Origin of the sequence: Dactylosporangium sp. CA-092794 (genome assembly GCF_050948465.1) — a bacterium.
Classification (GTDB): Bacteria; Actinomycetota; Actinomycetes; order Mycobacteriales; family Micromonosporaceae; genus Dactylosporangium.
The window spans coordinates 1,188,239-1,213,314 of sequence record NZ_CP192044.1 but is presented as its reverse complement, the minus strand read 5'-3'; the positions used below and the strand labels follow the sequence as shown (position 1 = coordinate 1,213,314).

Sequence of the window (25,076 nt, the reverse complement as noted above, 5' to 3'; positions counted from 1 at the left end):
TCGGCGGTACGGCCTGGCCTTACTCCCTACCGTACCAGACGGGCAAAAATTGGCTCATTGCTCAGTGTGGTGCGCCGACCACGGGCGCTTTGGGGCGGTGCCGCGGACCAGGGAGGTTAGCGCCTCGTCGATGTCTGCGCCGAGGTAGCGCTCGATGTCGCCGGCGGTGCCGATGCCAAGTTTGGGGTGCAGCACAATTTCGGCGCCCCACTGCGGGACGCTGCCGATCGGCAGCAGCGGGGCGCCCAGGCGGGTTTCGGCCGCGGCGATGCGGGACGGGTCGCTCGCCGGGCCGTTGGGTAGCAGGTGGAATGCCATGACCGGCCAGTCGCGGCCGTAGCCGTAGACCGGATAGGTCAGGCCGCCGAACTCGGCGAGGATGGCGCGCCGCTGCGGGTCGAGGCCGGGCGCCCAGCGGTCGATGCGCTCGCCGATGTCCCGGCCGGGGGCCCAGCCGACGGTGACCAGCAGGTCGTAGACGTCGGGCGGCAGACGGAACTGCATGGGCGCCGGCGGCTCGAACGGGCCGGGCCGGTGCGGCAGCAGCGCCTGGTGGGCCTGGCCGCAGCGGTCGGCGGGCACGCGGGGGCTGTAGTAGCCGCGCTCGGCCATGAGGTCGAGCAGTTCCGGCGGGGGCGCGACGCCGTGGTGCTCCAGGTGGTATTCCAGCGCCACCGGCCAGATCCAGTCGCCGTCGGTGCGGTAGCCGCGCGGCACCGCCGCCGGGGCGGCCGGGTCGAGCGGGTCGGCGCCGAAGGTGTGCGGGTCGCGGATGACCCAGGCGCCGCTGCGCAGGTACCGCAGCACCCGATGGAACCGCCGGTCGGCCTCGGTCAGCTCGCCGGGGACCGGTTCCGTCAGCGTGACGATCCGGAACGCGAGGTCGGCGTGCTCGGCCTGCCACTGGGTGTACCACTCGGCGAAGAACGGCCGTCCGGCGGCGAGCGGCACGATGGTGGCGACGGTCTCGCGGTAGTACGAGGATCGTTTGGCCGGGCGCGGGTGGGTGCGCAGCCGCTGCACGTTGCTGAGCCGGTCGGCGAGCTTGACGTCGATGGCGGCGGGCGGGGCGTCGCGCAGCCGGGCGAGGTACTCCGCGCGGTCGCCGGTCTTGGTGACCCAGCCGACCAGTTCGGCGACCCGGTCGCCGAAGCGGGCCCGCACCTCGTCGAGGGTGGTCGGGGTGTCCTCGACGACGTCGTGCAGCACCGCGGCGCGCAGCGTGTCGGGGTCGGTCACGCCGGCGGCGTCGACCAGCACCTGCAGGGCCTCCAGGAGATGTTCGAGGTACGGCTCGCCGGCCGGGCGGCGCTGGTCGCCGTGCCGCTCGGCGGCGAAGGCGACCGCCGCGTCGAGGGCCGCGAGTGTGTCCGGGTCGAGCCGGCCGGCGAATCGGGACCGCAGCGCCGGCCAGTCCACCGAACCGTCAAACGTGCGCGGCACCGGCCCCTCCCGCTGGGTCGAAGTGTGTGGCGTCGACGGTCGGCGACGAGCCGCGCAGCCAGACCGAGCCGCCCCGGTGGTTCCACACGGCGGCGATGGTGTAGCCGGCGTTGGCCGCCTCGATCGTGGTGGAGGTTCCGGTCTCTACCGCGGGGGCGACCTGCCAGTCGTTGGCGTTGAGCCAGGCCGCGATCTGCTGCAGGGCGACGGGGCCGCTGCCGCCGTCGGGCGGGATCGCCAGGTATTCGCAGTCGACGCGGTAGCGCTCCTCGGCGAGGACGACGGAGGCGCGGCCGACCCGGTGGGGCTCGGGCTCGGCGAGCGCGCGGGCCGTGCCGCCGGCGGCGCCGGCCGCGGCGGCGACCTGGGTGGACAGCCAGGCCTGGGCGCCCTCCAGCCAGCGGCCCATGGCGTCCCAGCCGGGCGGGGTGGGCTGGTGGTCGGGGCGGGGCCGCACGCCGATCGGCTCGGCGCCGTCGATGTGGCGGGCGCGCCACTGCGGCCATGAGGGCAGGCCGATTCGAGGAGCTTCCGGGGGTACCGTCGAAGTCTCGAAATCGGCGATGAGCCGGCGGTCGGCGAGGGCGGCGCTGGCGGCCCGCACGTCGGCGCGCACTGTTTCGTCGTCGGGGTAGTCGCGGCCGTCGACGGCGAAGACCGGCTCCAGGTCGTCGTAGGCCTCGCCGAGCCGGAAGACGTAGAGCGTCTGCCGCTCGGTCACGACGCCACCTCCGCTTCGCTCCGGCGCCGCCGCGACGGAAAGCTGTGTTTATGGTGAGCGGCCCCTCCGCTCCGCTCCGGACCGCTCACGCTCCCGCTCACGAGCTGTCCTCCAGCTGGTCCAGGGCCGCGGCCTCTTCGAAGGCGCGGCGCACGGCCTCGGCGTCGGCCTGGGACAGCAGCGCGACGTAGGGCTTGTAGAGCGAGTTGTGCTCGATGTCCGCCGCGACCGACGCGCGCAGGGTGGTCAGCTGCAGCTCGAAGGCATACTGGTGGCCGCCCACCTCGATGCCGATGCAGAGCGGGATCACGCGGTACTCCGGGCGCTTCGACTTCGGCGAGGCGTACATGTTGTCCACCTCCACGATGCGCCCGCCGTCGCCCACGCCGTAGTGCTGGACGACCGCCTGCAGTGTGCGCCACAGGCTCGCGGTGTCGGGCACGGTGATCCGGGCGCCGACCGCGTCCACGATATCGCCGACCCGGTACCAGTCGCGGGGCGGAGCGCCGGGCCGGCCGCGGCTCATCCGGACGACCTTGTCGATCAGCCCGTTGGCGTCCTTGGGCCGGCTGTTGTAGTCGACCGGGCCGTCGGTGGTCGCGCGGATGCGGTCGGCGATGGCGGTGAGCTGCCGGTCGACCTCGGGTTTGACCTCGTCGAGCAGGCGCTGGGCGTAGTCGCGGACCTGCTGCATCTCGTGGGCGGTCGGGTGCGCGCCCACGCGTAGCGCCGGGTCGGCCGCCTTGAGCCGTTCGACGTAGAGGTCCAGCCGGGTCCGCTCGGTGCCGTCGGGCATGACGACCTTGTTGATGTGCGGCGGCACTTTCTCGTACAGCGGGCCTTGGCCGGGGTGGTCGGCGAGGAACGCGACGAGGTCGAAGTCGTAGGGTGTCAGCGCGTCGCCGCGGGCCAGTTCTTCGAGGTGGGCGAGCACGACCTCGCGCAGGGCGGGGTTGCGCAGCGAGTTGGTGACGTTGAGCGCGTGCGGGTCGTCGAGCAGCCGCTGTACGACATCGGCGAGTTCGGGCGAGTGCGGCGCGATCCGCTCCTGCACCGCCCGGTGGGCCTCTAGCGTCGCCGCAGCAGCATCCGGCGCAGGGCCGGGCCGGGCGGCAGCATCGTCCCCAGCTCCCACAGGAGCCGTTCCGCGTGCTCCCGGGTGATCTCCCGGCTGTCCGAGGGCGGATTCGGCGCCCAGTGCCAGCGCGATGCTGCCCGGTCGAAACAGATCGCCCGGCTCGTCCCCGGCGTCGCCTCCGAGATCGTCACGGTCGCGGGGCTCTCGTGATACGTGTACGGGATCTCGGGGCTCTCCTGGACGGTCAGTACCGCGCCCGGCACCGCCGGGTTCGCCGTCACGGGCTCCACCAGCAGGGTGGTCCAGCCCTCCCGCCGGTCCCGCGGGCTCTCCGGCTCGATCCCGAGGACCCGGGTGCGGGCCCCCGTCCCGTCCCCCAGGACCATCCCCGGCTCGATGACTCCCCCCAGCGTCATCCCCGAGATCAGCCGGCCCCGGCCGGTCCAGTCGAACGTCGTCTCCACCGAGAATCGGATCATCGTGGCCCCCGGGTGTCTCGCGGACGGTGTCGTGCAGGGTCGCGGCCAGCGTGTCGTGGTCGGTGAACGCGGCCGGGCCGACCAGCAACACGCGGCCGCCGTCCTCCGGCGGGAGGATCGCGGCCACGCCTTGGGCGTCCATGTATCGGGCCTGTTCGGGGTCGGTGACCACGCGGATCTCGATGCCGCGCAGGTCGACGCCGGCGGCGTGGGCCGCCTCGTACACCTGCTCGGCGGTCATCGGCAGTCCGGCGCCGTGCGGCAGCAGTTCTTCGTGGAGTACCTGCGGCCACTCCGGCTCACCGGTCACGCGCAGCCTTCCGGCCAGCGCGGCCGGGTCGTCGTAGCCTTCGTAGCGCAGCCGCAGCTCGTACCGGTCGTAGCCGACCCGGCCGAGCTCCAGCACGTGCAGGCGGGCGCCGGCGGGCAGCAGCACGTGCCCGTCGGCGTGTTCGCCGATGGCGCCGATCCAGGCCATGGGGGTACCGCGGGGTGCCTCGACGATCAGGGTCACGCTGCCGAGGTACGGTGCGTGCCCGGCGTCGGCGCCGAGCCGGGTGAAGCTGTCCATGGTGACCTCGCCGCCGACCAGCCCGGCCAGCCCGGTCAGGTCGGCCGGGTCGGTCAGGCCGAGCCGGCGCGGGTCGATGCTGCCGTGCAGGCGCAGGTCGGCGGTGGACTCGCGCATCGCGCCCTGGATGCGGAAGGCGTCGGCACGGTCGGCCGGGCGGGCCGCCTCGCCGGTCCGCAGGAAGCGGTCGATGCCGCCCTCGCCGCCGCCGGTGTACCGCCGCACCGCCTCGTGCTGCGGGCCCGTCCAGTCGCCGGCGTGCTCGGCCGCGTGTTCCTGGACCCGCTCCGGCGACGGCTCGCGGTAGCGCTCGTCGATCAGGTCGAACCGCGGGCCGTGGGCGGCGGCGAGGTCGAGGCCGATCACGGCCTCGTGGTGGGCGCGCCCCTCGGGCGAGGCGAGGTAGTCGTCGATCAGGTCGTGGTGGGAGCCGCCCAGCGCGCGGGCCGCCTCGCGGATCGTGAGCCCGGTGGAGAAGTCCCCGGTCTTGCGGTACGTCTGCTCCCGCAGCAGGTCGTAGAGCTCACGGCCGGTGAGTTCGCGCGGGGTGTACCGCAGGTCGCGGCGGACCGCGTCGGTCATCCGCGCGATCTCCTCGGGCAGCGCCGGGCGGGTGAACCGCTCCAGCACCCGGTCCCGCCGCGCGGCCAGGTCGCGGGCCAGCCGGTCGGCCCGCTCGGGGGTCAGGCCGGCGGTCTCGGCGAGGCGGTGGATGTGCGTGTCGGTGAGGTCGCGCAGCGCGGCGACCGCGTGGTTGGTGTGCCGGGGCGGCGGGATCGGCCCGCCTTCGCCGTCGTGCAGGGGCGGGTCGCCGAGGCGCTCGGCGAGCAGCCGGTCGAGTTCCACGAGCACGTGGTCGGCCCGCCCGGCCGGGCGGGCCGCGGCCGGGGAGGCGTCCTCGGGGTGCGCCTCGGGCAGCGCCGCCTGGATGCGGTCGCGGAGCAGGTCGGAGCCCTGGAAGGCGAGGTCGGTGTCGGCGGTGACGGTGGCCCGGTCGGGCGGGAACAGGCCCGTGTCCGGGCCTTCGGGCCGGGCCGCCTGCAGGAACTCACGGACCCCGGTGGCGTCGACGTCGACGTGCCGGCCGTCGGCGAGCTCGACCCGGACGAGCGCGGACTCGCCGGTGCGGGCCATCGCCTCGCCCTCGGTGAGCCGCCGCACCGAGACCACCCCGTCGAACTCGCCGGGCCGGCCCAGTTCGGCGATCGCCCGGTCGAAGGCGGCCTCGCCGCGGGCGGTGGAGTAGTCGGTCGGCTCGTGCCCGACCACCCGGAAGTCGGCGCCGGACAGGTCGGCGCCGTGGTACGCCAGCGCGTCCCGGCCGCGGCTGACGTGGTCGGCGACCGGTGTGTAGTGGCCGCTGTGGTTGTTGAGGACGGTCAGCTTGCCGTGCTCGACGATGAGGTCGCCGGCCGCGTGCACGTTGCCGCCGGCGAACAGGCTGGAGTGTTTGGCGGCGCCGGCGTCGGCGTAGCGGATGGCGTGGATGGTCTGGGTGCGCTCGTCGACGGCGTAGATGTAGTGGCCGTGCAGGGGCAGGCCCTCCCGGTCGTACAGCCGGCCGTCGACGACCCGGATGGTGTGCTCGGCCTGCTGCTCGGCGTCGAAGTAGGGCACGCCGTCGCGCTGGTCCTGGCTGATGATCTCGGCGGGCAGCCGGATCGGGTCGCCGTGCAGGCGCGGCCCGTCGACGATGATCCGCGGCGCCGGCCCGGGCTGGGCACCGTCGAGCCGGGTGTGCTCGATCTGCCGGGCGGTCGCCGCGTCGATGCCGTGCTCGGCGTGGATGACGATCTTCGGCGGCCCGTCGTGGCTCCAGTGCCGCGGGTCGGCGGCGCCGCGCAGCAGCTCCTGGACGTGCGCCTGCAGCGCGTGCGGGTCCGCACCTGGGCTGGGCCGCCCTGGCGAAGCTCCGGCGGGCCAGCCTTGGTGGTCGCCGGGCCGGGTCAGGCCGGGTGGCAGGTGCGCGTGCCAGACCCGGCCGCCGTCGCCGACGTCGACGGCGCCGAGCGGCCCGGAGCCGGGGCCGCCGACGCCGAGCCGGCTGGGCGGGGCGTTGTCCAGCCGGTCCCAGTTGGGCTCGAGCCGCTCCGGGTGGAAGACGTTGTCGGTGCCTTCCATCAGGAAGTCGCTGACGGTCGTCGTCGACCCGTCCGGGTCGATCACCACCGGCCGCCCGCCGGGCTCGGCGCCCTCGCCCCGCGGGAAGATCGACTGGGTGACCTTGTGGTAGGTGACCGGCACCTCGCCGCGCTTGATGGCGTCGATCAGCCCGGGGTGGTCGCGGTAGAGCTGGAGCAGGTTCGGGTCGTTCTCCAGCATCCAGGTCAGGTAGGGCGCGGTGCCCTGTTCGGCCTTGCCGCCCAGTTCGGGGATGTAGCGCCCGCCGAGCCGGCCGTCGCCGCCCTTGGCCTCCCAGATCTCCAGCCGGTTGCCGGCCGGGTCGTCGGTGTTCCAGCGCAGCGCGATGATGTCGACCTCGCCGGGGGTGGCCGAGGTGGGGTCGCCGAGCACGTGCACGGTCTCCGGCGGGTATCCGCCCTCCAGCAGCCCGGCCCGGGCGGTGCCGAGCCCGGCGTGCATGCCGGCCACGCCGCTGGCCCGGGCCTGGTCGTTGCGGGCCGCGTGGAGATCGGACTCGAGCTGCCGGAATTTGTCGATCATTTCCGGGGGTACGTCCGGATCGAGCGCCAGCCGGCCCAGCGTCTGTTCCAGCGTCTTGCCGGGCTTGAACGCGTCGTACCGGTACGCCTCGTCGCCCTCGCCGCCGAGGAGCTGGTTGAGCTCGTCGACGAGGTCGTTGCGCTGCCGGATCACGTCGCCCGCCCGGTCCTGCGCGGCGTGCCAGTCCTGCGAGGCGCTGTGCACGCCGTCGACCGGGTCGGTCCGCAGCGCCGGGTCGTGCTCCAGCCGGTGCGGGTGCTCGTTGACCTCGTGGCTCTCCACGACGATGTCGTTGCGCGACGCCGTGTGCCAGTCCTGGACGTAGCCGGTCTTGTCGCGCAGGAAGCCGGTCCCCGAGCGCCAGGTGCCGTGCGGATCGCCGGGGATGTGCAGCTTGCCGTCGCCGCCGCGGTACAGGTCGATCTCGACCATCGTGCCGCGCTGCACCGGCTGGTCGGTGAGCTCGTGCGCCCGCCACGGCTCCGGCCGGCCCAGCCCCCCGTCGTGCACGGGCGCGAGGTGGTCGTGGGATCCCGGCATCAGCGGGTCGCCGTGCGGGTCGAGCGTGATCGACCAGACTCCGGCGATGTTGTGGTCGTAGAACGGCGCCCCGTCGGAGATCAGCCCGCGCTGCATGTCGACCCAGACGATGTCGCCGCCGACGTTCACCGCGTTGAAGGAGTGCCCTTCGCCGGTGTCGGCCCACTTCAGCACGATGACCGAGGCGGAACCGGGCCCGGCCTCGCGCAGCGCCGCCTCGACCCGCCCGAGCCCGGCCGCGTCGCGCCCGTCCATGGACCACTGCCCGCGCGTCCACTCCGCGATGCGCTGCGCGCCGTTGTGCTCGCCACCGACCCGCGGATCGTGCATGGAGCCGGCCACGGTCGGATCGCCGTAGTGGGTGGCGAGGTACGCCATCGCCACGTCCGGGCAGTTGTTGTTGCGCCCCGGCTCGAGCGGCCCGCCGTCGTTGACCTTCTGCGCCCACTCGCCGGTGCGGGGATCGGCGTGCAGCTGCGGCCGCCCGTGCTCGTCCCGCGGGAACGCCTTGTCCAGGGCCGCCTGGTCGACCTCCTTGGGCGGATCGATGTGCCGCCCGGCGCGGGTCTCCGCGACGGTACGCCCGTCGCCGACCTGCCCGACCGTGCTGGGCGGCTCCGCCTCGCTGTGCGGCCCGAGGGGCCCGGTGTCGTGCTCGGAGGTGCCGAACCCTTCGCGCGGGTCGATACTCTCGATCCCGAATTCCCGGAGGAACGGCTCGCAGGAGTTACACGGCGGCGCGTAGTCACCGTGCTCCTGCTCCAGCAGCGTGTTGTCCCCGATCCAGTGCGTGGCCACGACCCCGCCGCGCAGCTTGTCGCGCGCGTACTCGGCAAACTCGCCGGGCCGCCCCTCGGCCTGCCACTGCCGCTCCAGCTCGTACAGCCGGTCCGAGACCAGCACCACTTCGGCGCACCGCCCGTGGTTCTGCCCGCTGCGCACCCCCGGTTCGCTGTCCGCCACCGCCTTGATGCGGTCCAGGACCCGCTGCGCCTCGGGGTGCACATTCAGGTCGGTCGGCGCCCGCCCGTCCCCGTGCCGCATGGGCCGCACACTGGTATGAGTGGTGATACTCGAGTCCTCGGGCGTCAGCAGCGCCCCGGCCACCCGCACCCGGTTCCTGGTCCCGAGCTTCTCCTCGGCCATCTGATCGCGCACCGCATCGGCGAAATCCCGCGCCGCCCGATCGACGGCGGCCTTCCCCTCCGGCGAGGACGGATCCCCCTCGAAGTGCCGCGTGGGCCCCTCATAGCTCCGCGTACCGTCGGCGGTCTCGGTGGCCGACAGCCGCGACGGCGGATTGTCCTCACCCCCGGGGTGATCCCCGGGCGGCAGGCTGTCGTCCCCACCCCCGGACCGATCCCCGGCCGGCGGGTTCTCGTCGCCACCCCCGGACCGATCCCCGGCCGGCGGACTGTCATCCCCACCGCGGGACCGATCTCCAGGCGGCGGATTGTCGTCCCCACCCCCGGACCGATCCCCGGGCGGCGGATTGTCGTCCCCGCCCCCGCCACGCTCGCCACCGGTCGTCCCACGATCCCGCACCGGCGCGGCGGCATCGGTCCCTCGCCCGCCCCCGTGCTCCCCGCCGCCGCCGTCGCGCACGGGCATGCCCCGCCCGGTCCCCGGCGCATCGCCGCTACCGATCCGCACCGGCATCTCATCCAGCCGCGGCAGGGGCACAAACACGGCCCCCGGATCATGAGCACGATCCCGCTCTCCGGCCCCGCCCCGCTCCTGCCCACTCTCCGCCGACCGCACACCGTCCCCGCCGGCACCGGCATGCTCAGGCGCCCGAACCGAACCGTTGGCCGGATTCTGCTCTACGCCCCGCCCGCTATCGGCCGAACGCGCCCCATCCCCGCTCCTGGTCCCATCCCCGGCCCGCGCACCATCCCCGGCCCGCGCACCATCCCCGGCGCGGGCACCGCCCGCCGTCCGAGTGCCGTCACCACCTCGCGCACCGTCCGTCGTCCGCGCACCATCCGTCGTCCGAGCGCCCTCACCCGCCCTGGTCGCGTCCGTGCTACGCGCGCCGTTCGTCCCCGCGCGGGCCCCGTCCGTCGTCCGCGCCCCGTCCGTCGTCCGCGCACCGTCCGTGGTCCGCGCACCGTCGCCCGTGCGTGCAGCGTCAGCCGTGGTGCGGGCCGCGTCGGTCGTCCGCGCACCGTCCGCAGTGCGGGCGCCGTCCACGGCCCGGCCGGGCTCGGTGGCACCGACCACAGTGGACGAACGCTCACCCCCGGACGCCGCGCCGCTCTCCTGCCCCGTGCGCGCGCCCGCCTCACCGACGTCCGCGCCCCGTCCAGCGTCAGCTCCTCGACCGGCCTCACCTCCCCGGCCAGAGTCCGCCCCCTGGCCGGCCTGAACGCTCGTGTCCCGCCCGCCGGCCGGTCCGGTGTCGGACGCGCGCTGCCCGACCGGATCACCAGCGGCGGAGTGGGCGTCCACTGTGGTCGCCGGGTCGCCGCCGCCCCGGACCACCGGGTCGCCCGAGCTCTGGGTGACCGGATCACCGGTGTGGTGCGAACCCGAGTCCGCAGTAGTTACCGAGTCGCCGCGCGGAGCCGTCGTCGTCGAACCCTCGGGAGCGGTGACGGAGCCGCCAGCCGGGGTCTCGGACGTCGGCGCCAGTGATTGTCCGTCCCCAGCAGTGTACCCGGACCCCCCGACATCCTGCGCACCCCGATCGCCGACCGTAACTCCGTCATCACCAAGAGCGCCTAGGCTGCCGGTGTCGCCGCGGGAGCCGGTGGCGGACTCGTCGGTGACCCGCACCGGTTCGGTGCCGGTCCCGTGCCCGTGCGGGCCGCGCAGGGCCCCGATGCCCCCCATCCCGCCGCCCATCGCCGCCGCGTTGAGGAACGTCTCCAGCGAGATGCCCTGCGTGATGTTCTTCCAGCTCCAGTCCCCGGTCATGAAGCCGGTGGTGAGCATCATCGAGGCCGGCATGACCAGCGCGTTGGCGCCGGCGTGGATGCCCGCCGTCGCGGCCACCCGGGGCAGGCGGCTCTTGATCGGCAGGTGGACGAAGCTGAGCGGGAACGTCAGCGCGCCGGTGACGGCGCCCGACACGAGGCTGTTGAGCAGCGAATGCGTGTCGAGCTCGCTGCGGTGGCCCGCGGAGATCTGGATCTCCTGGGCCAGGTAATCCGCGCCGACGGTGAAGGCAATTTGTTGTACCTCATGAATCACGAACTTCACGAACAGCTTGCGAATGATGCCCTTGCCGATCCACTGCAGGAGCCGCGCGAAGACCCGCTGCGCGATGGTGCGGGCGGTGGCGATCGCCGCGCCGGCCGCCGCCTCCGAGCCGCCGGCGGTGAAGAACGCGAGGGCCTGGCAGATGAGGACCGTGATGACGGTGATGACGAGCGTGATGACGAGGACGAGCTTGGCGTACTCGATCTCCATGGCCGCGTTGTCGGCGGCCGCGGAGTAGTTCATCGAGATGTCGACGATCTGCGACAGCCCGTGCTCGGGGCCGACGGCGAGCGCGTTCCAGTAGGTGTTGAACGCCTCGCCCGCGTCGCCGCCCCACGCCTGCGCGACCTGCATCGCGATGGTGTCGGCGTTGTTCAGCCGGCCGTTGAGCTCGGTGCCGAGGTCCTGCCAGGCGTGCGCCAGCTCGCGCAGCTTGTCCTCGTCGCCCTCGGGCCACGCGGAGCCGCCGCCGATGATGCAGACGGCGTCCCACAGCCAGTCGAGGGGATGCAGATCCGGTTTCTGTACGGACAACGCTACGGCTCCCCCGTGTCAACCCCGGCGGGGCCGCATCACTGCTTGCCGAACCACTCGCCGGTCAGGTCGTCCAGGTCGACGGTGCCCTGCACGCCCTCCCGCACCTGCTCGCCGAGCTTGGAGACGGCGACGACCATGCTTTCGCCGCCCTCGAGCACGCTCTTGGCCGGCGGGTTGTCGCCCTCCAGGTAGTTCTTGTTGAAGTTCTTGCCCGGGTCGTCGTTGCCCCATGGCTGCGAACCGTTGAGGTCGTCGATGCGGCCCCGCAGCGTCCGCCACTTGGCGAGCATCGAGTCGCCCACGGTGGTCAGCTGCCCGGCGGCGCTGAGCGCCTCGGTGGGGTTGACCGCGGTGTTCTCGGCCGTCATCGCTTCTCCTTCTCCACGTCGAGCAGGCCGAGCTCCGAGTCGAGCCGGTGCCGCATGCCGTCGAGATCCATCTCCAGGTGCGCCTGGATGTCGGCCTCGGGCATGTACGGCTTGCACGCCTCGGTGACCTGCCTCATGGCATCGGCCGCCGCCGCCTGGATCGTCGCGGTGATGGCCGTGGCGAGCTGGCGGGAGTCCGGCCGCCGGTAGATCCGCGGGTCGATGTCGAGCCGGATGAGCTGCCCGCGCGGGCCCACGATCGCGGTGATGAACCCGTCGTCGGACTTGGCGGTCGCGGTGATCGACCGGAGCTGCTGCTGCAGGGTCTGCATGCCGCCGCGCAGCCGGTCGAGGTCACCGAGCAGCTCGTCCGCGCGCGCACGGAGTGCACGATTGTCCAAGGTGCCCTCCCCGTCGCCGACCGTCCAACCCGTACGATACTCAACAACGGCAATATGCCACCAGACCGATTCGACGCGGCGAAGGGGTCACGACGTGCAGCGCAAGCGTTGGGCGGCGGCCGCCGCCGCGCTCGCCGCAGCGGCCGTGACGCTCGCGGTGCCGGTCCGGGCGAGCGCCGGCCCGCCGCCCGCGGGCGTGTGCGACAACGCGGCCAAGCCCGGCTCGGTGGTGACGGAGACGCCCTGGCCGCAGCGCCTGTTCGGGGTGGACCGCATCTGGCCCAGGACCACCGGCGCCGGGATCACGGTCGCGGTCATCGACTCCGGCGTCGACGGCGCGCACCCGCAGCTGCAGGGCCAGGTGCTGGCCGGCTTCGACTTCCTGCGCAACACCGCCGGCGCGGACTTCGACTGCACGTCCCACGGCACGGCGGTGGCCAGCCTGATCGCCGCCAAGCACGTCAACGGCGTCGGCTTCGAGGGGCTCGCACCCGGTGTGAAGATCCTGCCGGTCCGGGTCAGCGACCATGCCGACGGCACCAACGGCGAGGCGGTCAGTCCCGATGTCTTTGCTCAGGCTATTCGGTACTCCGCCGATCACGCGAAAATCATCAACATCTCGCTGAGCCTCGACCGGGACTACCCGGCCGTCGCCCAGGCCGTCGACTACGCCATCAACGCCAAGGGCTGCCTGGTCATCGCCGCCGTCGGCAACCACCACACCGCCCCGACGGCGGCCCCGTCGCTCGGCGCCGCGCGCAACCCGATCCCGAGCGACCCGCCGTCCTACCCGGCCGCCTACGACGAGGTCCTCGGCGTCGCCGCCGTCAACCAGGACGGCGGCCGCATCGACGAGTCCCAGGTCGGCAACTACGTCGACCTCGCGGCCCCCGGCGACACGGTGCTCGGCGCCACCCGGGTCGGCGGCCACCAGTACTGGAAGGGCACGAGCTTCGCGGCCCCGCTGGTCAGCGCCGCGGCCGCCCTGACCTGGGCGGCCCAGCCGAGCCTCAACAACAAGGACGTCTCCTGGCGGCTGCGCGCCACCGCGGACCGCATCGCCGGCAGCTCCCGCGGCAACGAGTTCGGCTACGGCATGGTCGACCCGTACCGCGCGGTCAACGAGGCCCTGCCACGGAGCCCCGCGAGCACCCCCGCCCCGATCCCGCCCGCCGCCGAGAACCCGGCCGCCGCGGCCCGCCTGGCCCGCTGGAACGACACCGCCCGGATCGGCATCACCCTCGGCCTGGCCGTCCTCCTCGCCGCCGCGGTGATCTTCGCCCTGCGCCACGCCGTGCGCCGAGGCCGCGCCCGCTCCTGGCGCCCGGGCGAGGTCCCGCAGCCGCCCCGCCCCGCCCACGACCCGGACGAGGAGCCGGAGGACGTCTTCTTCGCCCTCCCCCGCCGCACCCCCGCGGACTGATCACCACCCCGCTGCACGCTCCACACCTCCCCGCCGCGGCGGCTGAATGTCTCCGTGATCATGATGCTCCTGGTGGCCGTGTCACGGGTTTTTCATGATCTCGGAAGGTTGTTGTACACAGGGGTACATCAGCGCTCCGTGATCATGAAAAACCGTTGGTGCCGGTGTCAGTTGCGCATGATCACGGAGACTTCCGGTCGCTACGCTGGGCCCGCGCGGCATGCAGCACCCACCGCATCACGGATCGCGCTCGCCGTGGGGCGCCCGGACGCGCAGGCCCGGGCACCGCGGCCGCCGACAGTCATGGCGGCCAGCGGTGCCGGCCCCAGGGTGGCGCTGGCCGGTGCGGGTGCGGGCGGAGCACGGCGGCTTCGGGCCGGCCGGCATGGGGGCCACGGCGGCGCAGGGCTCCGCTGCGACACCGAAGGCGTCGCGGGGCTGCCCGCGGTTCGCCCGCCAACAGCGGACCCCGCGGCGCGCCGCTGGCAGAGACGCTAGCGAAGGGACCGGGTCAGGGGCGGCCAATGGCGGGGCCGGGTCAGGGGCGGCCGATGGCGGGGCCGGGTCAGGGGCGGCCGATGGCGGGGCCGGGGTCCGTCGGGGGCGGGGGCGTGTGCGGGCGGTAGATGACCGCCGGGTTGGAGCCGTCCAGGGCCCACAGCTCGTCCTCGCCCGCCACGACCTCGGGATCGTGGGCGGCGCGGTGATCGCCGTGCCGGTCGCCGGCGGGGCGCTGGTGATGGGGCTCGGTGGTGGCGTTGCGGCCGCGCAGGGTCGGGCCGCGGCCGGCGTCGTCGGCGAGCGGGGCGGCCGGGCGCTTCAAGCCGCCGCGGCCCTCGAGCGCCGGGCGGGCCTGGGCGCGGCGGTTCAAGGCCTCCTGCTCCTCGGCCGGCAGGCCGGCCGGGCCGCGGCGGCCGGTGAGCCGCTCGCCCGGGGCGCCGGAGCCGCGGGCGCCCGGCGGCAGGCCGCGGCCGCCCAGGCGCTCGTTCTCCGGGGCCATGTGGCCGGCCGGGCCGGAGCCGCGGCGGCCGGCCAGGCGGGGCGGCATCGGGGCGCGCGGCGAGCCGGGGCGCTGCATCTCCTCGCTCAGGTCGGGGCCGGTGACCGCCGACCCGCGGCCGCGGGCGCCGCGCAGGTTGGGGTTGCCGCGGCCCGGCGGCACCGGCGGGCGAGCGCCGCCGTTGGGCGGCGGGCGCAGGCCGGACAGGTTGGGCCGGCCGGGCAGCGGCGGGCGTGCACCGGCGCCCGGCTGGCCGGACAGGCGCGAGTTGAGCTCGCCGGGGTCGACGCCGGGCGGCAGGGCCCCGCGGCCGAGGCCGGACAGGCCCGGCAGCGGCGGCAGGCCGGCCAGCGCCGCGCTCACGCCGGCACCGGTCACGGTGGGGAACTCGGGCAGCGTCGGCAGCGAAGGCACGACCGCGCCGCCGGCCAGGGTCAGCGCGTGGTCGCCGGTGGGCAGCGGTGGCTCGCCGATCCCGAGCTGGGACAGGGCGAGCTTCGACAGGTCCGGCCGGTCCGGGTCGGGGAAGGCCGGCGGCGGCAGGATCGGCGGGGGCGGCAGGTGGCCGCCCGGGCCGCCGGGGCGGATCGTGGGCTCCTGCGCCTTCGCGGCGTTGGTCGGGCCCTTGAAGCGCGTGCCCCAGCTCAGGTAGTTGAAGTACACGAGGAGATACGTGTCGGCGAGGTCCTTCACGTAGGGCTTGATGTCCTCGGTGTACTTCTTGATCAGGCGCGCCTTGCGGTGGTCTTCCTTCTCCGGCTGGGCCTTCCGGCCGGCCTGGGTCGGGGCGCTACCGGGCACGCTGCCGGGGTTGTTGATCGCCGAAACGTACTCGCGCCAGACCCGCAGCGCGTTCTTCTGATTCCACGCGATGGTGCTCGCGAGCACGTCGAGACCGGTCGCGTTGGTGCTCGCGATCTCCTTCCACTCGTCGATCGACGACAGCGCCGCGCCGATCTCGCGCAGGAAGACCTTGCTCGCGTCGGAGTTCCAGTTGTCGGCCAGCGCGTCGGAGTAGCGGCGCAGGTTACGGCCGGTGTTGTCCAGCAGCGTGTGAACCCGGCGCCACATGTCCGCGAGCGCCGTCGCGCGGGCGTCGGAGTCGATCTGGATCCACGGCCACATCATCTCGATGGTGGTCGACTCCGCATTCCAGTCGGTCGGCTGGTAGTCGACGATGCCGGTGCCGTAGGTGTAGTCGTCGTACTGCGCGATGCTGCCGGGCAGCTGGACCCGCGTATACCCGTAGTATTCGTCGGTCATCTCGCCGCCCCTCAGTCCTGCGGCTTCAACGGGTCGGCCGGGGCGCCCATCATGTCGGACTGGTTGCCGTAGACGTCGTACTTGTTGCCGCCGTCGCCGACGGTGAAGCCCTGGTCCCACGTGTTGAAGTAGCTGTCGCCGGGGTCGGTGACCGTGGCGGGATCGGTCATGTGCAGGTAGTCGGTGGTGCTGGCGGACCCGGTGAACTTGTTGGGGTCGGTCTCGGGCTGCGACGGCTGCGTGTCGTCCTGCACCATCGGGCGCCCGTCGGAGGGCCAGAACACGTCGTAGACGTCGTCGACCTTGGCCTTGCCCAGGTCGTCTCCGCCGATGTACTCGTAATAGATCCCCAGCGCCGCCTGCGCGACCGAGTTGAGGCTGAATGACACGTCCTTGAGCAGGTCGGTGACGGCGGTGACGGCCTTGGCGTGCGTGCCCCGGTAGAGCTTGCCCTCGCCGAACCCGGCGAACGCCGACTGGACCCGCATCATCGGCAGGACCCCGGACTTGAGGTTTTCGTTGTAGTCCTCGAGCTCCTTGCCCACGAGCTTCACATAGTCGGCAAGGCTCGCCACGTTGACCTGGATCGGCGAATGATCGACCGGCTGCCAGGCGTCGTGGCCGGGCAGATCACCGGAGTCGTAGTCGTCTCTCATTCGCCCTCCCCGCAGGTCGAACCCCTGATCGAACCTACTCAATCATATCCGAGCACGCCACCCCGGCGCTCCAGCTCAACGCCGGCCCAGCGGCAGAAAGTCTCCGCGATCATGCCGAACCCGCCACCGACACCAACGGTTTTTCATGATCACGGAGTGCTGATGTACCCCTGTGTACAACAAGTCTCCGAGATCATGAAAAACCGTTGGTGCGGCCACCGCGAGCATCATGATCACGGAAGGTTTCGTCCGCCCGCGGTCGGGGCCGGGCAGAGATTTCGCCTGTAGGGCGAAATTTCCGGAACGTCCCACCGCCGCGCCGCCCCAGATCGCTACCGCCACCGACTGCGGACCGCTGCGGCCGGGCCAGGAGCGGCGCGGACGGACCAGGGGCGGCGCGGACGGCCGACGGGCAGCACGGCCGGGCGAGGAGCGGCGCGGACGGCCGACGGGCCGCGGCCGGGTGAGGGACAACGCGGACGGAGAAGGGGCGACGCGGACGGGCGAGGGGTGGCGCGGACAGAGGAGGCACGGATGGGCGAGGAGCGCGCGGCCCGCCGACGGGCAGCGCGGACGGGCGAGGGGTGGCGCGGCAGGAGGAGGAGCGGCGCGGACGGCCGACGGGCAGCGCGGCCGGGCGGGGAACGGCGCGGACGGGCAGCGCGGCCGGGCGGGGAGCGGCGCGGACGGGCAGCGCGGCCGGGCGGGGAGCGGCGCGGACGGGCAGCGCGGCCGGGCGATGGGCCGCGGCCAGGCCAGGGGTGGCGCGGCCCGGCGGGGGGTGGCGCGGCCCGGCGGGGGGTGGCGCGGGCGGAGGGGCTGGGCCGGGGGGCCGGGGGGCCGGGGGGGCCGGGGGGGCCGGGGGGGGCCGGGGGGCCGGGGGGCCGGGGGGCCGGGGGGAAGCGCGGCGCGCAGGGTCAGGCCGGCGGGGGGCGCCAGGCCAGTTGGACCAGGCGGCCGCCCTCCTTGCGGGTCACGTAGTAGCCGCGGCCGGGAGGTTGGTGCGCGGAGCGGACGTTGCCGAGCAAAGCGCCCTCGTCGCGCTCGCCGGACAGCAGCACGCCGGGTGAGCCCAGCTCGCGCAGGCGCATGAGCACCGGCTCGTAGAGGGCGCGGCTGGCGCCGCCGGTGCGGCGGGTCAGGATCAGGTGCAGGCCGACGTCGCGGGCCTGGCTGAGGAAGTCGAGCAGCGGCGTGATCGGATTGGTGCTGCCGGCGGCGACGAGGTCGTAGTCGTCGACCAGGACGTAGAGCTCCGGGCCCTTCCACCAGCTGCGGGTGCGCAGCTCCTCGATCGTCACGTCGGGCCCGGGCAGCCGCGCCTTGAGCACCCCGACGACCTCGTCCATGATCGTCTGCGCCGTCTGGGCGGACGTCCCGGTGCCGATCAGGTGCGGGCTGTCGAACGCCCCGAGCAGGCTGCGCCGGTAGTCCACGACGATCATGCGGGCCTCGACCAGCTCATACCGATCGATGATGGACTGCCCGAATGCGCGCAGGAAGGCACTCTTGCCCGACGCCGAGTCGCCGAAGAGCAGGAAGTGCGGGTCGGCGGTGAAGTCGACCCACACCGGGCGCAGGTCGGACTCGGCGATGCCAATCGGCAGGCCCGGCCGCTCGCGGTCGGTGACCGGCAGGCTCTCGTAGGGCAGCATCGCCGGCAGCAGCCGCACCGGCGGGGCGCCGGCCGCGGGCCAGCCGTCGCGGATCTCGGTGACCAGCTTCTCCACGCCGTCGGCGAGGTCCTCGACGGTCTGCTGCCCGTCGACGCGGGGCAGCGCGCCGAGGAACTGCAGGCCGCCGGGGACGACGCCGCGCCCGGGCGTGCGGTCCGGCACGTTCATCGCGGCGCGCCGGTCGATCTGCGAGTCGCTGGGATCGCCCAGCCGCAGCTCCAGCCGGCTGCCGAAGAGGTCGCGGATCGCGGGGCGGACGTCGTTCCACCGGGTCGCCGACGCCACCACGTGGACGCCGTAGGTCAGGCCGCGGTTGGTCAGGTCGTTGATCGCCGGCTCGAGGTCCTCGAAGTCGGAGCGGATCGTCGACCAGCCGTCGACGACCAGGAACACGTCGCCGAACGGGTCGTCGGCGTGCTCACCGGCGCGGCGGGCCCGGCGGTAGGTGGCCATCGAGTCGACCGCCGCCGCGGCGAAGCGCCGCTCCCGCTCGCCGAGCAGGACCTGCAGCTCGGCGACGGTGCGCCGCACGGCGCCCGGGTCGAGCCGGCTGGCGACGCCGCCCACGTGCGGCACGTCGCGCAGCGAGGCGAGCGCGCCGCCGCCGAAGTCCAGGCAGTAGAACTGCGCCTCGCGCGGCGTGTGCGACAGCGCCAGGCTCAGGATCAGGCTGCGCAGCACCGTGCTCTTGCCGCTGCCCGGCCCGCCCACCACGACGGCGTGCCCGGCCGAGCCGGCCAGCTCCCACCACACCGGGTCGCGGCGCTGCTCCAGCGGCCGGTCCACGATGCCGACCACCGCGTGCAGGCTGCCCTGCAGCTCCGCGACCTGCACGGTCAGGCCGCGCTCCGGGTCGGCGACGCGGGACGGCAGCAGCGCGTCGAGGGTCGGCGGGTCGGACAGCGGTGGCAGCCACACCTGGTGCGCCGCGACGCCCTTGCCGCGCATGCGGTCGACCAGGATGTCGAGCATGCTCTCGCCGACCGCGTTCTCGTCGGGCTGCGCGGCGACCGGCTCCTCGGTCACCGGGGGCGCGACGTAACCGCTGACGTAGTCGCGCACGACCGGCCCGCCGGCGGCGGCCAGCGCCACCGAGGTGTCGCGGCGATACACCCCGGAGACGTATGCGGCGCGGAACCGCTTCAGCGGCTCGGTGCCGAAGCGCAGATAGCCGTGGCCGGGCGAGCGGGGCAGCTCGAAGGCGGCCACGTCGCCGAGCACGATCCGGCTCTCCACCGCGGAGAACGTCCGCAGCCCGATGCGATAGGACAGGTGCGTGTCCAGGCCGCGCAGGCGGCCCTCCTCGAGCCGCTGGGAAGCCAGCAGCAGGTGGACCCCGAGCGAGCGCCCGACCCGGCCGATCTGCACGAACATGTCGATGAAGTCGGGCTTGGCGGTGAGCAGCTCGCTGAACTCGTCGCAGATGATGAGCAGGCTCGGCAGCGGCGCCAGCGGCGCGCCGGCCGTGCGGGCCTTCTCGTAGTCGCGCTGCGAGGCATACATGCCGGCCTTGCGCAGCAGCTCCTGGCGGCGCAGCAGCTCGCCGTTGATGGCGTCGGTCATGCGGTCGACCAGGGGCAGCTCGTCCTCGAGGTTGGTGATCACCGCGCTGGTGTGCGGGAGCACGTCGAGCTTGGTGAAGGTCGCGCCGCCCTTGAAGTCGATGAGGACGAAGTTGAGCAGCTCGGAGCTGTGCGTGACGGCCAGCGCGAGCACCAGCGTGCGCAGCAGCTCGGACTTGCCGGAGCCGGTGGCGCCGATGAGCAGGCCGTGCGGGCCCATGCCGTCCTGCGCGGACTCTTTGAGGTCCAGCTCCACCATCGTGCCGTCGGGCGACCAGCCGATCGGCACGCGCAGCCGGTCGCGCTGGGGGCGCGGCACCCAGTGCCGGTTGGGGTCGTAGTCCTCGGGCGGGCCGATCTCCAGCAGGTCGGCCAGGTCGATCGTGCCGCTGGTGCGCTGCTCGGTGCGCGAGGCGGCGGACAGCCGCAGCGGCGAGAGCTGCAGCGCCAGGCCCTCCATCTCGGCGAGGCTGAGCCGGTCGGCCCGGCCCACCTCGGCCCGGCCCTCGAAGGTGCTGCTGGACAGCGTGCCGTCGGCGTCGATGCCGAGCACCAGCGCGGTCTGGTCGAGCAGCCGCGGCGCCGGGGTGGACAGGTCCAGGACCGTGACCCCCTCGACGCCGCCCTCCGTCATCAGATGGTCGGAGCCGAGCACGTCGCCGCCGTCGAGCACCACGATGAGGTGCGGGCCGCCGACCCGGTCGGAGCCGCTGACCGGGTTGAACCGGGGCCGGTTGGCCAGCACGTCGTCGAGCATCGCCTCCAGGCCCGGCACGTTGGGCGACACCAGGCGCAGCGGGCCGAGGGCGTCGCTGCGGCCCGGATGCAGCGCGTGCGGCAGCCACTTGGCCCACTCCCACGCGGCGGCCCCGCCCGGGCCGGCGCACACCGCGACGAGCAGGTCGTCGGGCGCGTGGAAGGCGGCCGCCTGTGCGACGATCGCGCGCGCCAGCGCCCGGGTGCGCTCCGGGTCGCCCTGCACGTAGACCCGGGCGAAGCCGTCGAGGGCCATCACGATCGGCAGGTCGTCGACGGTGGCATAGGTGGTCATGAACCGGCGCAGCGCCACCGCGCTCATCGGGTCGAGGTCTTCCAGGGGCTTGCTCTGCGGCGGCACGAGCGGGGTCGCCAGATCCTGCGGCCCGAGCGCGATGCGCACCATGCCGAAGTCGGCGTCGCCGGGGCGGCGCTCCCACAGCCGCTGGCTGGCCGGGATCGACCACAGCGCGTCGGGGTCGGGGTAGCGATACAGCTGGGCCGCCCGCTGCTTCTGCCCGGCCCGGCGCACCTGGCGGCGGCGCTGGGCGAGGTGGCGCATGTAGTTGCGCCGGGCGAGCAGCATCTCCTGCCGGCCGGGCCCGCTGTGCTGGCCGAACTGCGAGGCGAGCATGCCGATCGCGGACAGGCCGAACATGGCGCCGGTCATATACGCCAGCGGGCCGCCGCGCTGCCCGGCGAACATCAGCGCCATGGAGCCCGAACCGGCCAGCATCGGGATCATCATGAGCATCTGCGCCCAGCCCCGGCCGGTCGGCGCCGGCACCTCGGGCGGCGCCTCCAGGAGGACCTCGCCCGAGGGATACTCGGGCTCGGCCCGGCGCGAGGGCCGGCGGCGCACGACAGTGCTCACTTGGGTTCATCCTCCCCGTAACCCGTCGATGCGCACATGCTATCCAGGTGGCTGCTAGGTTGGGCACTCTCGATGGCTTACGGCACACACAGTACAAATTCAGTCACGCAGACGAATGCAGGAAGGCACGTGGCGATGGCCGAGAACGTTGGTGCCGGGCTGGCCCGGGTCGTGCTGGCCGCGCCGAAGCGCCGGCTCGACCTCGCCCTGCCGGAGCAGATCCCGCTGGCGATGCTGCTGCCCGGTGTCCTGCCGCGGGCGGGCGAGGCGCTGGCCGACGACGGGCTCGACCACGGCGGCTGGGTGCTGCGCCGCACCGACGGCAGCACCCTGGACCTGAGCCGCACACTGGCCGCGCAACAGGTGCGCGACGGCGACATCCTGCACCTCGCGCCGCGCTACGAGGAGTGGCCCGAGCTCGAGTACGACGACGTGGTCGACGCGATCGCGGCCGGCGCCCGCCGCTACGGCGTCGCGTGGAGCCCGGCCGCCACCCGGGTCACCGGCCTCGCGGCCGGCCTGTTCCTGCTCTTCGGCACGCTCACGCTGCTGCTGCTGGCCGGTCCCGCCTGGACGGTACCGGCGATCATCGCCCTGGTCATCGCGGCCGGCCTGCTCACCGGCGGCTTCGCGCTGTCGCGGGCGCTGTCCGACGCCACCGCCGGCACCACGCTCGGCGCGGCGAGCCTCGTCTACGCCTTCGCCGGCGGCCTGCTCCTGCTCGGCGGCGACGAGCCGCTGTCCCGCCTCGGCGCGCCGCACACGATCGCCGGCGCCGGCGCCCTGCTGGTCTTCGCCATCGTCGGCTACCTCGCGGTCGGCGCCAACGTCCGGCTCTTCGCCGCCGGCATCGCCATCGGCACGCTCGGCGTCCTCGCCGGACTGCTCGGCCTGACCTCGCTGGGCGCCGCCGAGTGCGCCGCCGCGCTGGTCGGCGTGCTGGTGCTGCTGGCACCGGCGCTGCCGCTGGCCGCGGTGCGGCTGGGCAAGGTTCCCGTGCCGCAGCTACCGCGCACCAGCGACGACCTGCTCCAGCAGGATCCGGTGCCGCCCGCCGCCGCCACCTACGCCGCCGTGGCCCGCGCCGACGAGATCTTCACCGGCCTGCTCTTCGCCTTCGCCGTGCTCAACGTCGCGTCGTTCTGGCTGATCAGCCGCGAGGCCGGCCTGTTCACCGGCATCCTCGTCGGCGTGGTCGCGGCGGCCGGCCTGCTGCGCGCCCGGCTCTTCGCCACCGTCCGGCACCGCGTGCCGCTGCTGCTCACCGGCCTGGCCGGGGCGGCGCTGCTGATGGCGAGGCTCGCCGGGGCGAGCGTGCCGGTGCAGGTGGGCGTCGGCGTGGCCCTGCTGCTCGTCGCGGTCGCGGCGGTGACGGCCGGCATGCGCTACAGCGCGCGGCCGCCGTCGGTGTACCTGGGCCGGCTCGCCGACATCCTCGACGTGGTCCTGGTGCTCGCCAGCATCCCGATCGTCTGCCAGGTGCTGGGCGTCTACGCCTGGGTCCGCGCCCTGGCCGGGTGAGTCACCCCTCGACGAGCTCGCCGTACTCGTCGACCGGTGGGAACCGCTCGCCGCGGACCAGGTTGACGATCGCCTCGTCGGGCGTCGCGCCGACCAGGAACTCGCCGGCCTCGTGCAGCAGGAAGACCCGGCCGTCGGCGGCGATGGCCAGGTCGCTCGGGCCGTCCTCGTACCACGCCACGGGAAACACCGGCACGCCCAGGTCGGCGCCGAAGTCGGTGAACAGGTCGGTCCGCACCCGGCCCTCCAGCGGCCAGAACTGCACGTCGTAGCCGCTCGTCCCCACGCCGGGCTTCTTGAGCTGCCGGAACGCCAGGCCGCCGAACTCCTCCAGCAGGACCCGGGCGGCCGGGAAGATCGGCAGGCGCTGCCCGGTCTCCGGATCGGCGGCGTAGACGTCGCGCAGCCAGGACGCGACCCAGGCGCCGACGTTGCGGTCGGAGCGCCAGCCGGCCTCGGTGAGCACCCGGCGTACCTCATCGGGAAAACGCCGGCGGGCGGCCATCTCGAGCTCGTAGAGCCCGGCCACGTCCTGCGGGGACAGCGACGGCCACGTCGAAAGCTCGCCGGTCTCCTTGTCCACCACGGCCAGCGGCGCGCCGATCACCTCCGGCGGGCGGGCCGGATCCGACGGCGGCACCTTCGCCCACGCGACGTAGCCGAGGTCGAACTCGTAGAGGCCGACCTCGCCCCCGCTGACCGGGAGGCTGGCCAGCGCCCAGGGACGGGCGATCCGCGTGGCCTCATCAGGCGTCACCAATGCCGCACCTCCGTCGTCGCTGGCCTATCGTATGCAGCCGAGCGTCGCGCGCAGTGCGAGGGCCATGGGGAGGGGACCAACCCACATGCCGTCCCGTCGGGAACAGATCCAGTCGTACCAGTACCTCATGCAGCGCGTCGTGAACGCGTTCGTATCGGGCGAGGCCGATCCGTCGATGTCACCGACCCGGCGGCTGGCCGGGGCCGGGTTCGCCAGCGTCATGGCCGCCGTGCTGGCGCTCGCCGTGTTCGGCGTGATCGGGCTGGTCAAGCACGGCGGCAACACCAGCTGGCAGGACAACGGCGCGGTGGTCATCGAGAAGGAGACCGGGACCCGATATGTCTACCGCGACGGCGTGCTCTATCCCGTCGCCAATTTTGCCTCGGCGGTACTCGCGATAGGGCGTCCGGTCACGACCGTGACCGTGTCGCGGGAGTCCCTGGTCGGCGCCGCCCGCGGCCCGCTCATCGGCATCGCCGGCGCGCCCGACGCGCTGCCGCCGGCCGGCCGCCTGCTGCGGGAGGCCTGGTCGACGTGCGCGATGAGCGGCCGCGACGACGCCGGCGCCCCCACCGTCACCAGCCTGCTGCTGGTCGGGCGCACGCCGGGCGGCGGGCACCAGCTCGGCGACAGCGGGGTGCTGGTCCGCGACACGTCGCAGCGGACGTACCTCATCTGGCACGGCCACCGCTTCCTGTTCGGCAACGCCAAGCAGCTCGCCGCCCTCGGCATCGACCAGCAGCCCAAGCTGGCCGTCGACGGGGCGTGGCTCAACACCGTGCCGGTCGGCGTGCAGATCAGCCAGCCCGCCGTCGACGGGCGCGGCAAGGGGTCCACCGCGGTGAAGGACCGCCTGGTCGGGCAGGTGCTCACCACGACCAGCGGCGGTACCACCGTGAGCTACCTGGTGCGCGCCGCCGACCTGCTGCGGATCACGCCGATCCAGCAGGCGCTGATCCTCGCCGACCCGGACACCGCGGGCGCCTATCCGGGCACGGCCCCGAAGGCGCTGCCGGTCCAGCCGGCCGACGTGGCCAACGCCCCCAAGGCCGCGCAGCCGGCCGCCACCGACCTCGACGCGCCGGCCGAGGTGCCGGCGATGACCGGCGCCGACGCTTCGGGGACCATCTGCTCGACGTTCGCCGACGGCCGCGCCGACCCGACGTTTCTCGTCAACGGCGACCCGCAGCCGCAGAACGCGGGCATCGCCACCAACGGCAGCAGCACCGACGAGGTCGTCGATCGGGTGGTGGTACCGCCGGGCAGCGGCGCGGTCGTGCGCTCCGCGCCCTCGTCGGAGACCGACGCCGGCACCGTGTTCCTGGTCACCGACCAGGGGCGGCGCTACGCGCTGACCAGCCCCGGGCAGCTGGCCTGGTTCGGTTACGGTTCGGTCAAGCCGATCGTGCTGCCGGCCGCGGTCGTGGCCCGGATCCCGTCCGGGCCGAGCCTCGACCCGCGGGTCGCGCAGCGCCCGCTGAGCGGCTGAGCCGGCCCCGAAGGGCCCCTGGGCCTGCAGGAAGTGGGCGAACTTCGATACCGTGTAGAGCGATACGTCGTGCGGGGCATCCGGCACGGC

The 25,076-nt window shown here is 73.9% G+C and carries 14 protein-coding genes; 5 read left to right on the top strand and 9 right to left on the bottom strand.

Features of this window, described 5'->3' with window-relative positions; all coding sequences use genetic code 11:
* Positions 1-54: 54 nt before the first annotated feature.
* The 3 genes from ACQPXD_RS05265 to ACQPXD_RS05255 form a co-directional block, all read right to left on the bottom strand.
* Positions 55-1,443, bottom strand: coding sequence for an HD domain-containing protein (locus ACQPXD_RS05265; RefSeq protein WP_432835365.1), 1,389 nt, complete (start codon positions 1,441-1,443; stop codon positions 55-57).
* Positions 1,427-2,164 carry a hypothetical protein gene (locus ACQPXD_RS05260; protein ID WP_432835363.1) on the bottom strand — a complete coding sequence of 246 codons (738 nt, stop codon included), beginning with the start codon at positions 2,162-2,164 and terminating at the stop codon, positions 1,427-1,429. The genes ACQPXD_RS05265 and ACQPXD_RS05260 overlap by 17 nt, the downstream gene beginning before the upstream one ends.
* A 97-nt stretch (positions 2,165-2,261) precedes the next feature.
* Complete coding sequence (locus ACQPXD_RS05255) at positions 2,262-8,654, bottom strand: toxin glutamine deamidase domain-containing protein (protein WP_432835361.1); 6,393 nt, start codon at positions 8,652-8,654, stop codon at positions 2,262-2,264.
* A 1,666-nt stretch (positions 8,655-10,320) separates the two neighbouring features.
* On the opposite strand from ACQPXD_RS05255, the gene ACQPXD_RS05250 reads away from it, so the two are divergent.
* Both ACQPXD_RS05250 and ACQPXD_RS05245 read left to right on the top strand, forming a co-directional pair.
* On the top strand, positions 10,321-10,647 hold the full coding sequence (locus ACQPXD_RS05250; protein WP_432835359.1) for a hypothetical protein: 327 nt from the start codon (positions 10,321-10,323) through the stop codon (positions 10,645-10,647).
* A gap of 129 nt (positions 10,648-10,776) precedes the next feature.
* Entirely contained in the window at positions 10,777-10,938 is a 162-nt protein-coding gene (locus ACQPXD_RS05245; RefSeq protein ID WP_432835357.1) for a hypothetical protein, read from the top strand.
* A 334-nt stretch (positions 10,939-11,272) separates the two neighbouring features.
* Here the strand turns inward: ACQPXD_RS05245 and ACQPXD_RS05240 are convergent, their stop codons facing one another.
* The gene (locus tag ACQPXD_RS05240) at positions 11,273-11,605 is read right to left on the bottom strand and encodes a hypothetical protein (RefSeq protein WP_432835355.1); all 333 of its coding nucleotides are present in this window, start codon (positions 11,603-11,605) and stop codon (positions 11,273-11,275) included.
* Positions 11,602-12,006 (bottom strand): YbaB/EbfC family nucleoid-associated protein, encoded by a 405-nt coding sequence (locus tag ACQPXD_RS05235; RefSeq protein WP_432835353.1) that lies wholly within the window; start codon positions 12,004-12,006, stop codon positions 11,602-11,604. Before ACQPXD_RS05235 ends, ACQPXD_RS05240 begins: the two co-directional genes overlap by 4 nt.
* Positions 12,007-12,100: 94 nt before the next feature.
* On the opposite strand from ACQPXD_RS05235, the gene mycP reads away from it, so the two are divergent.
* The gene (gene mycP, locus ACQPXD_RS05230) at positions 12,101-13,429 is read left to right on the top strand and encodes a type VII secretion-associated serine protease mycosin (RefSeq protein WP_432835351.1); all 1,329 of its coding nucleotides are present in this window, start codon (positions 12,101-12,103) and stop codon (positions 13,427-13,429) included.
* 565 nt (positions 13,430-13,994) lie between these two features.
* Here the strand turns inward: mycP and ACQPXD_RS05225 are convergent.
* The 3 genes from ACQPXD_RS05225 to eccCa form a co-directional block, all read right to left on the bottom strand.
* Complete coding sequence (locus ACQPXD_RS05225) at positions 13,995-15,692, bottom strand: hypothetical protein (RefSeq protein WP_432835349.1); 1,698 nt, start codon at positions 15,690-15,692, stop codon at positions 13,995-13,997.
* A gap of 11 nt (positions 15,693-15,703) precedes the next feature.
* A complete protein-coding gene (locus ACQPXD_RS05220; RefSeq protein WP_432835347.1) occupies positions 15,704-16,348 on the bottom strand; it encodes a hypothetical protein in 645 nt (214 codons plus the stop codon).
* A 917-nt stretch (positions 16,349-17,265) separates the two neighbouring features.
* The gene (gene eccCa / locus ACQPXD_RS05215) at positions 17,266-21,216 is read right to left on the bottom strand and encodes a type VII secretion protein EccCa (RefSeq protein WP_432835345.1); all 3,951 of its coding nucleotides are present in this window, start codon (positions 21,214-21,216) and stop codon (positions 17,266-17,268) included.
* A 135-nt stretch (positions 21,217-21,351) separates the two neighbouring features.
* Between eccCa and eccD the strand changes: the two genes are divergently transcribed.
* On the top strand, positions 21,352-22,737 hold the full coding sequence (eccD, locus tag ACQPXD_RS05210) for a type VII secretion integral membrane protein EccD (protein WP_432835343.1): 1,386 nt from the start codon (positions 21,352-21,354) through the stop codon (positions 22,735-22,737).
* A gap of 1 nt (position 22,738) precedes the next feature.
* Here eccD and ACQPXD_RS05205 read toward each other — a convergent pair whose 3' ends face one another.
* A complete protein-coding gene (locus tag ACQPXD_RS05205; protein WP_432835341.1) occupies positions 22,739-23,494 on the bottom strand; it encodes an SUKH-3 domain-containing protein in 756 nt (251 codons plus the stop codon).
* An 88-nt stretch (positions 23,495-23,582) separates the two neighbouring features.
* Here ACQPXD_RS05205 and eccB point away from each other — a divergent pair, with 88 nt between their 5' ends.
* Positions 23,583-24,986 carry a type VII secretion protein EccB gene (gene eccB, locus ACQPXD_RS05200; protein ID WP_432835339.1) on the top strand — a complete coding sequence of 468 codons (1,404 nt, stop codon included), beginning with the start codon at positions 23,583-23,585 and terminating at the stop codon, positions 24,984-24,986.
* The last annotated feature ends 90 nt before the right edge of the window (positions 24,987-25,076 follow it).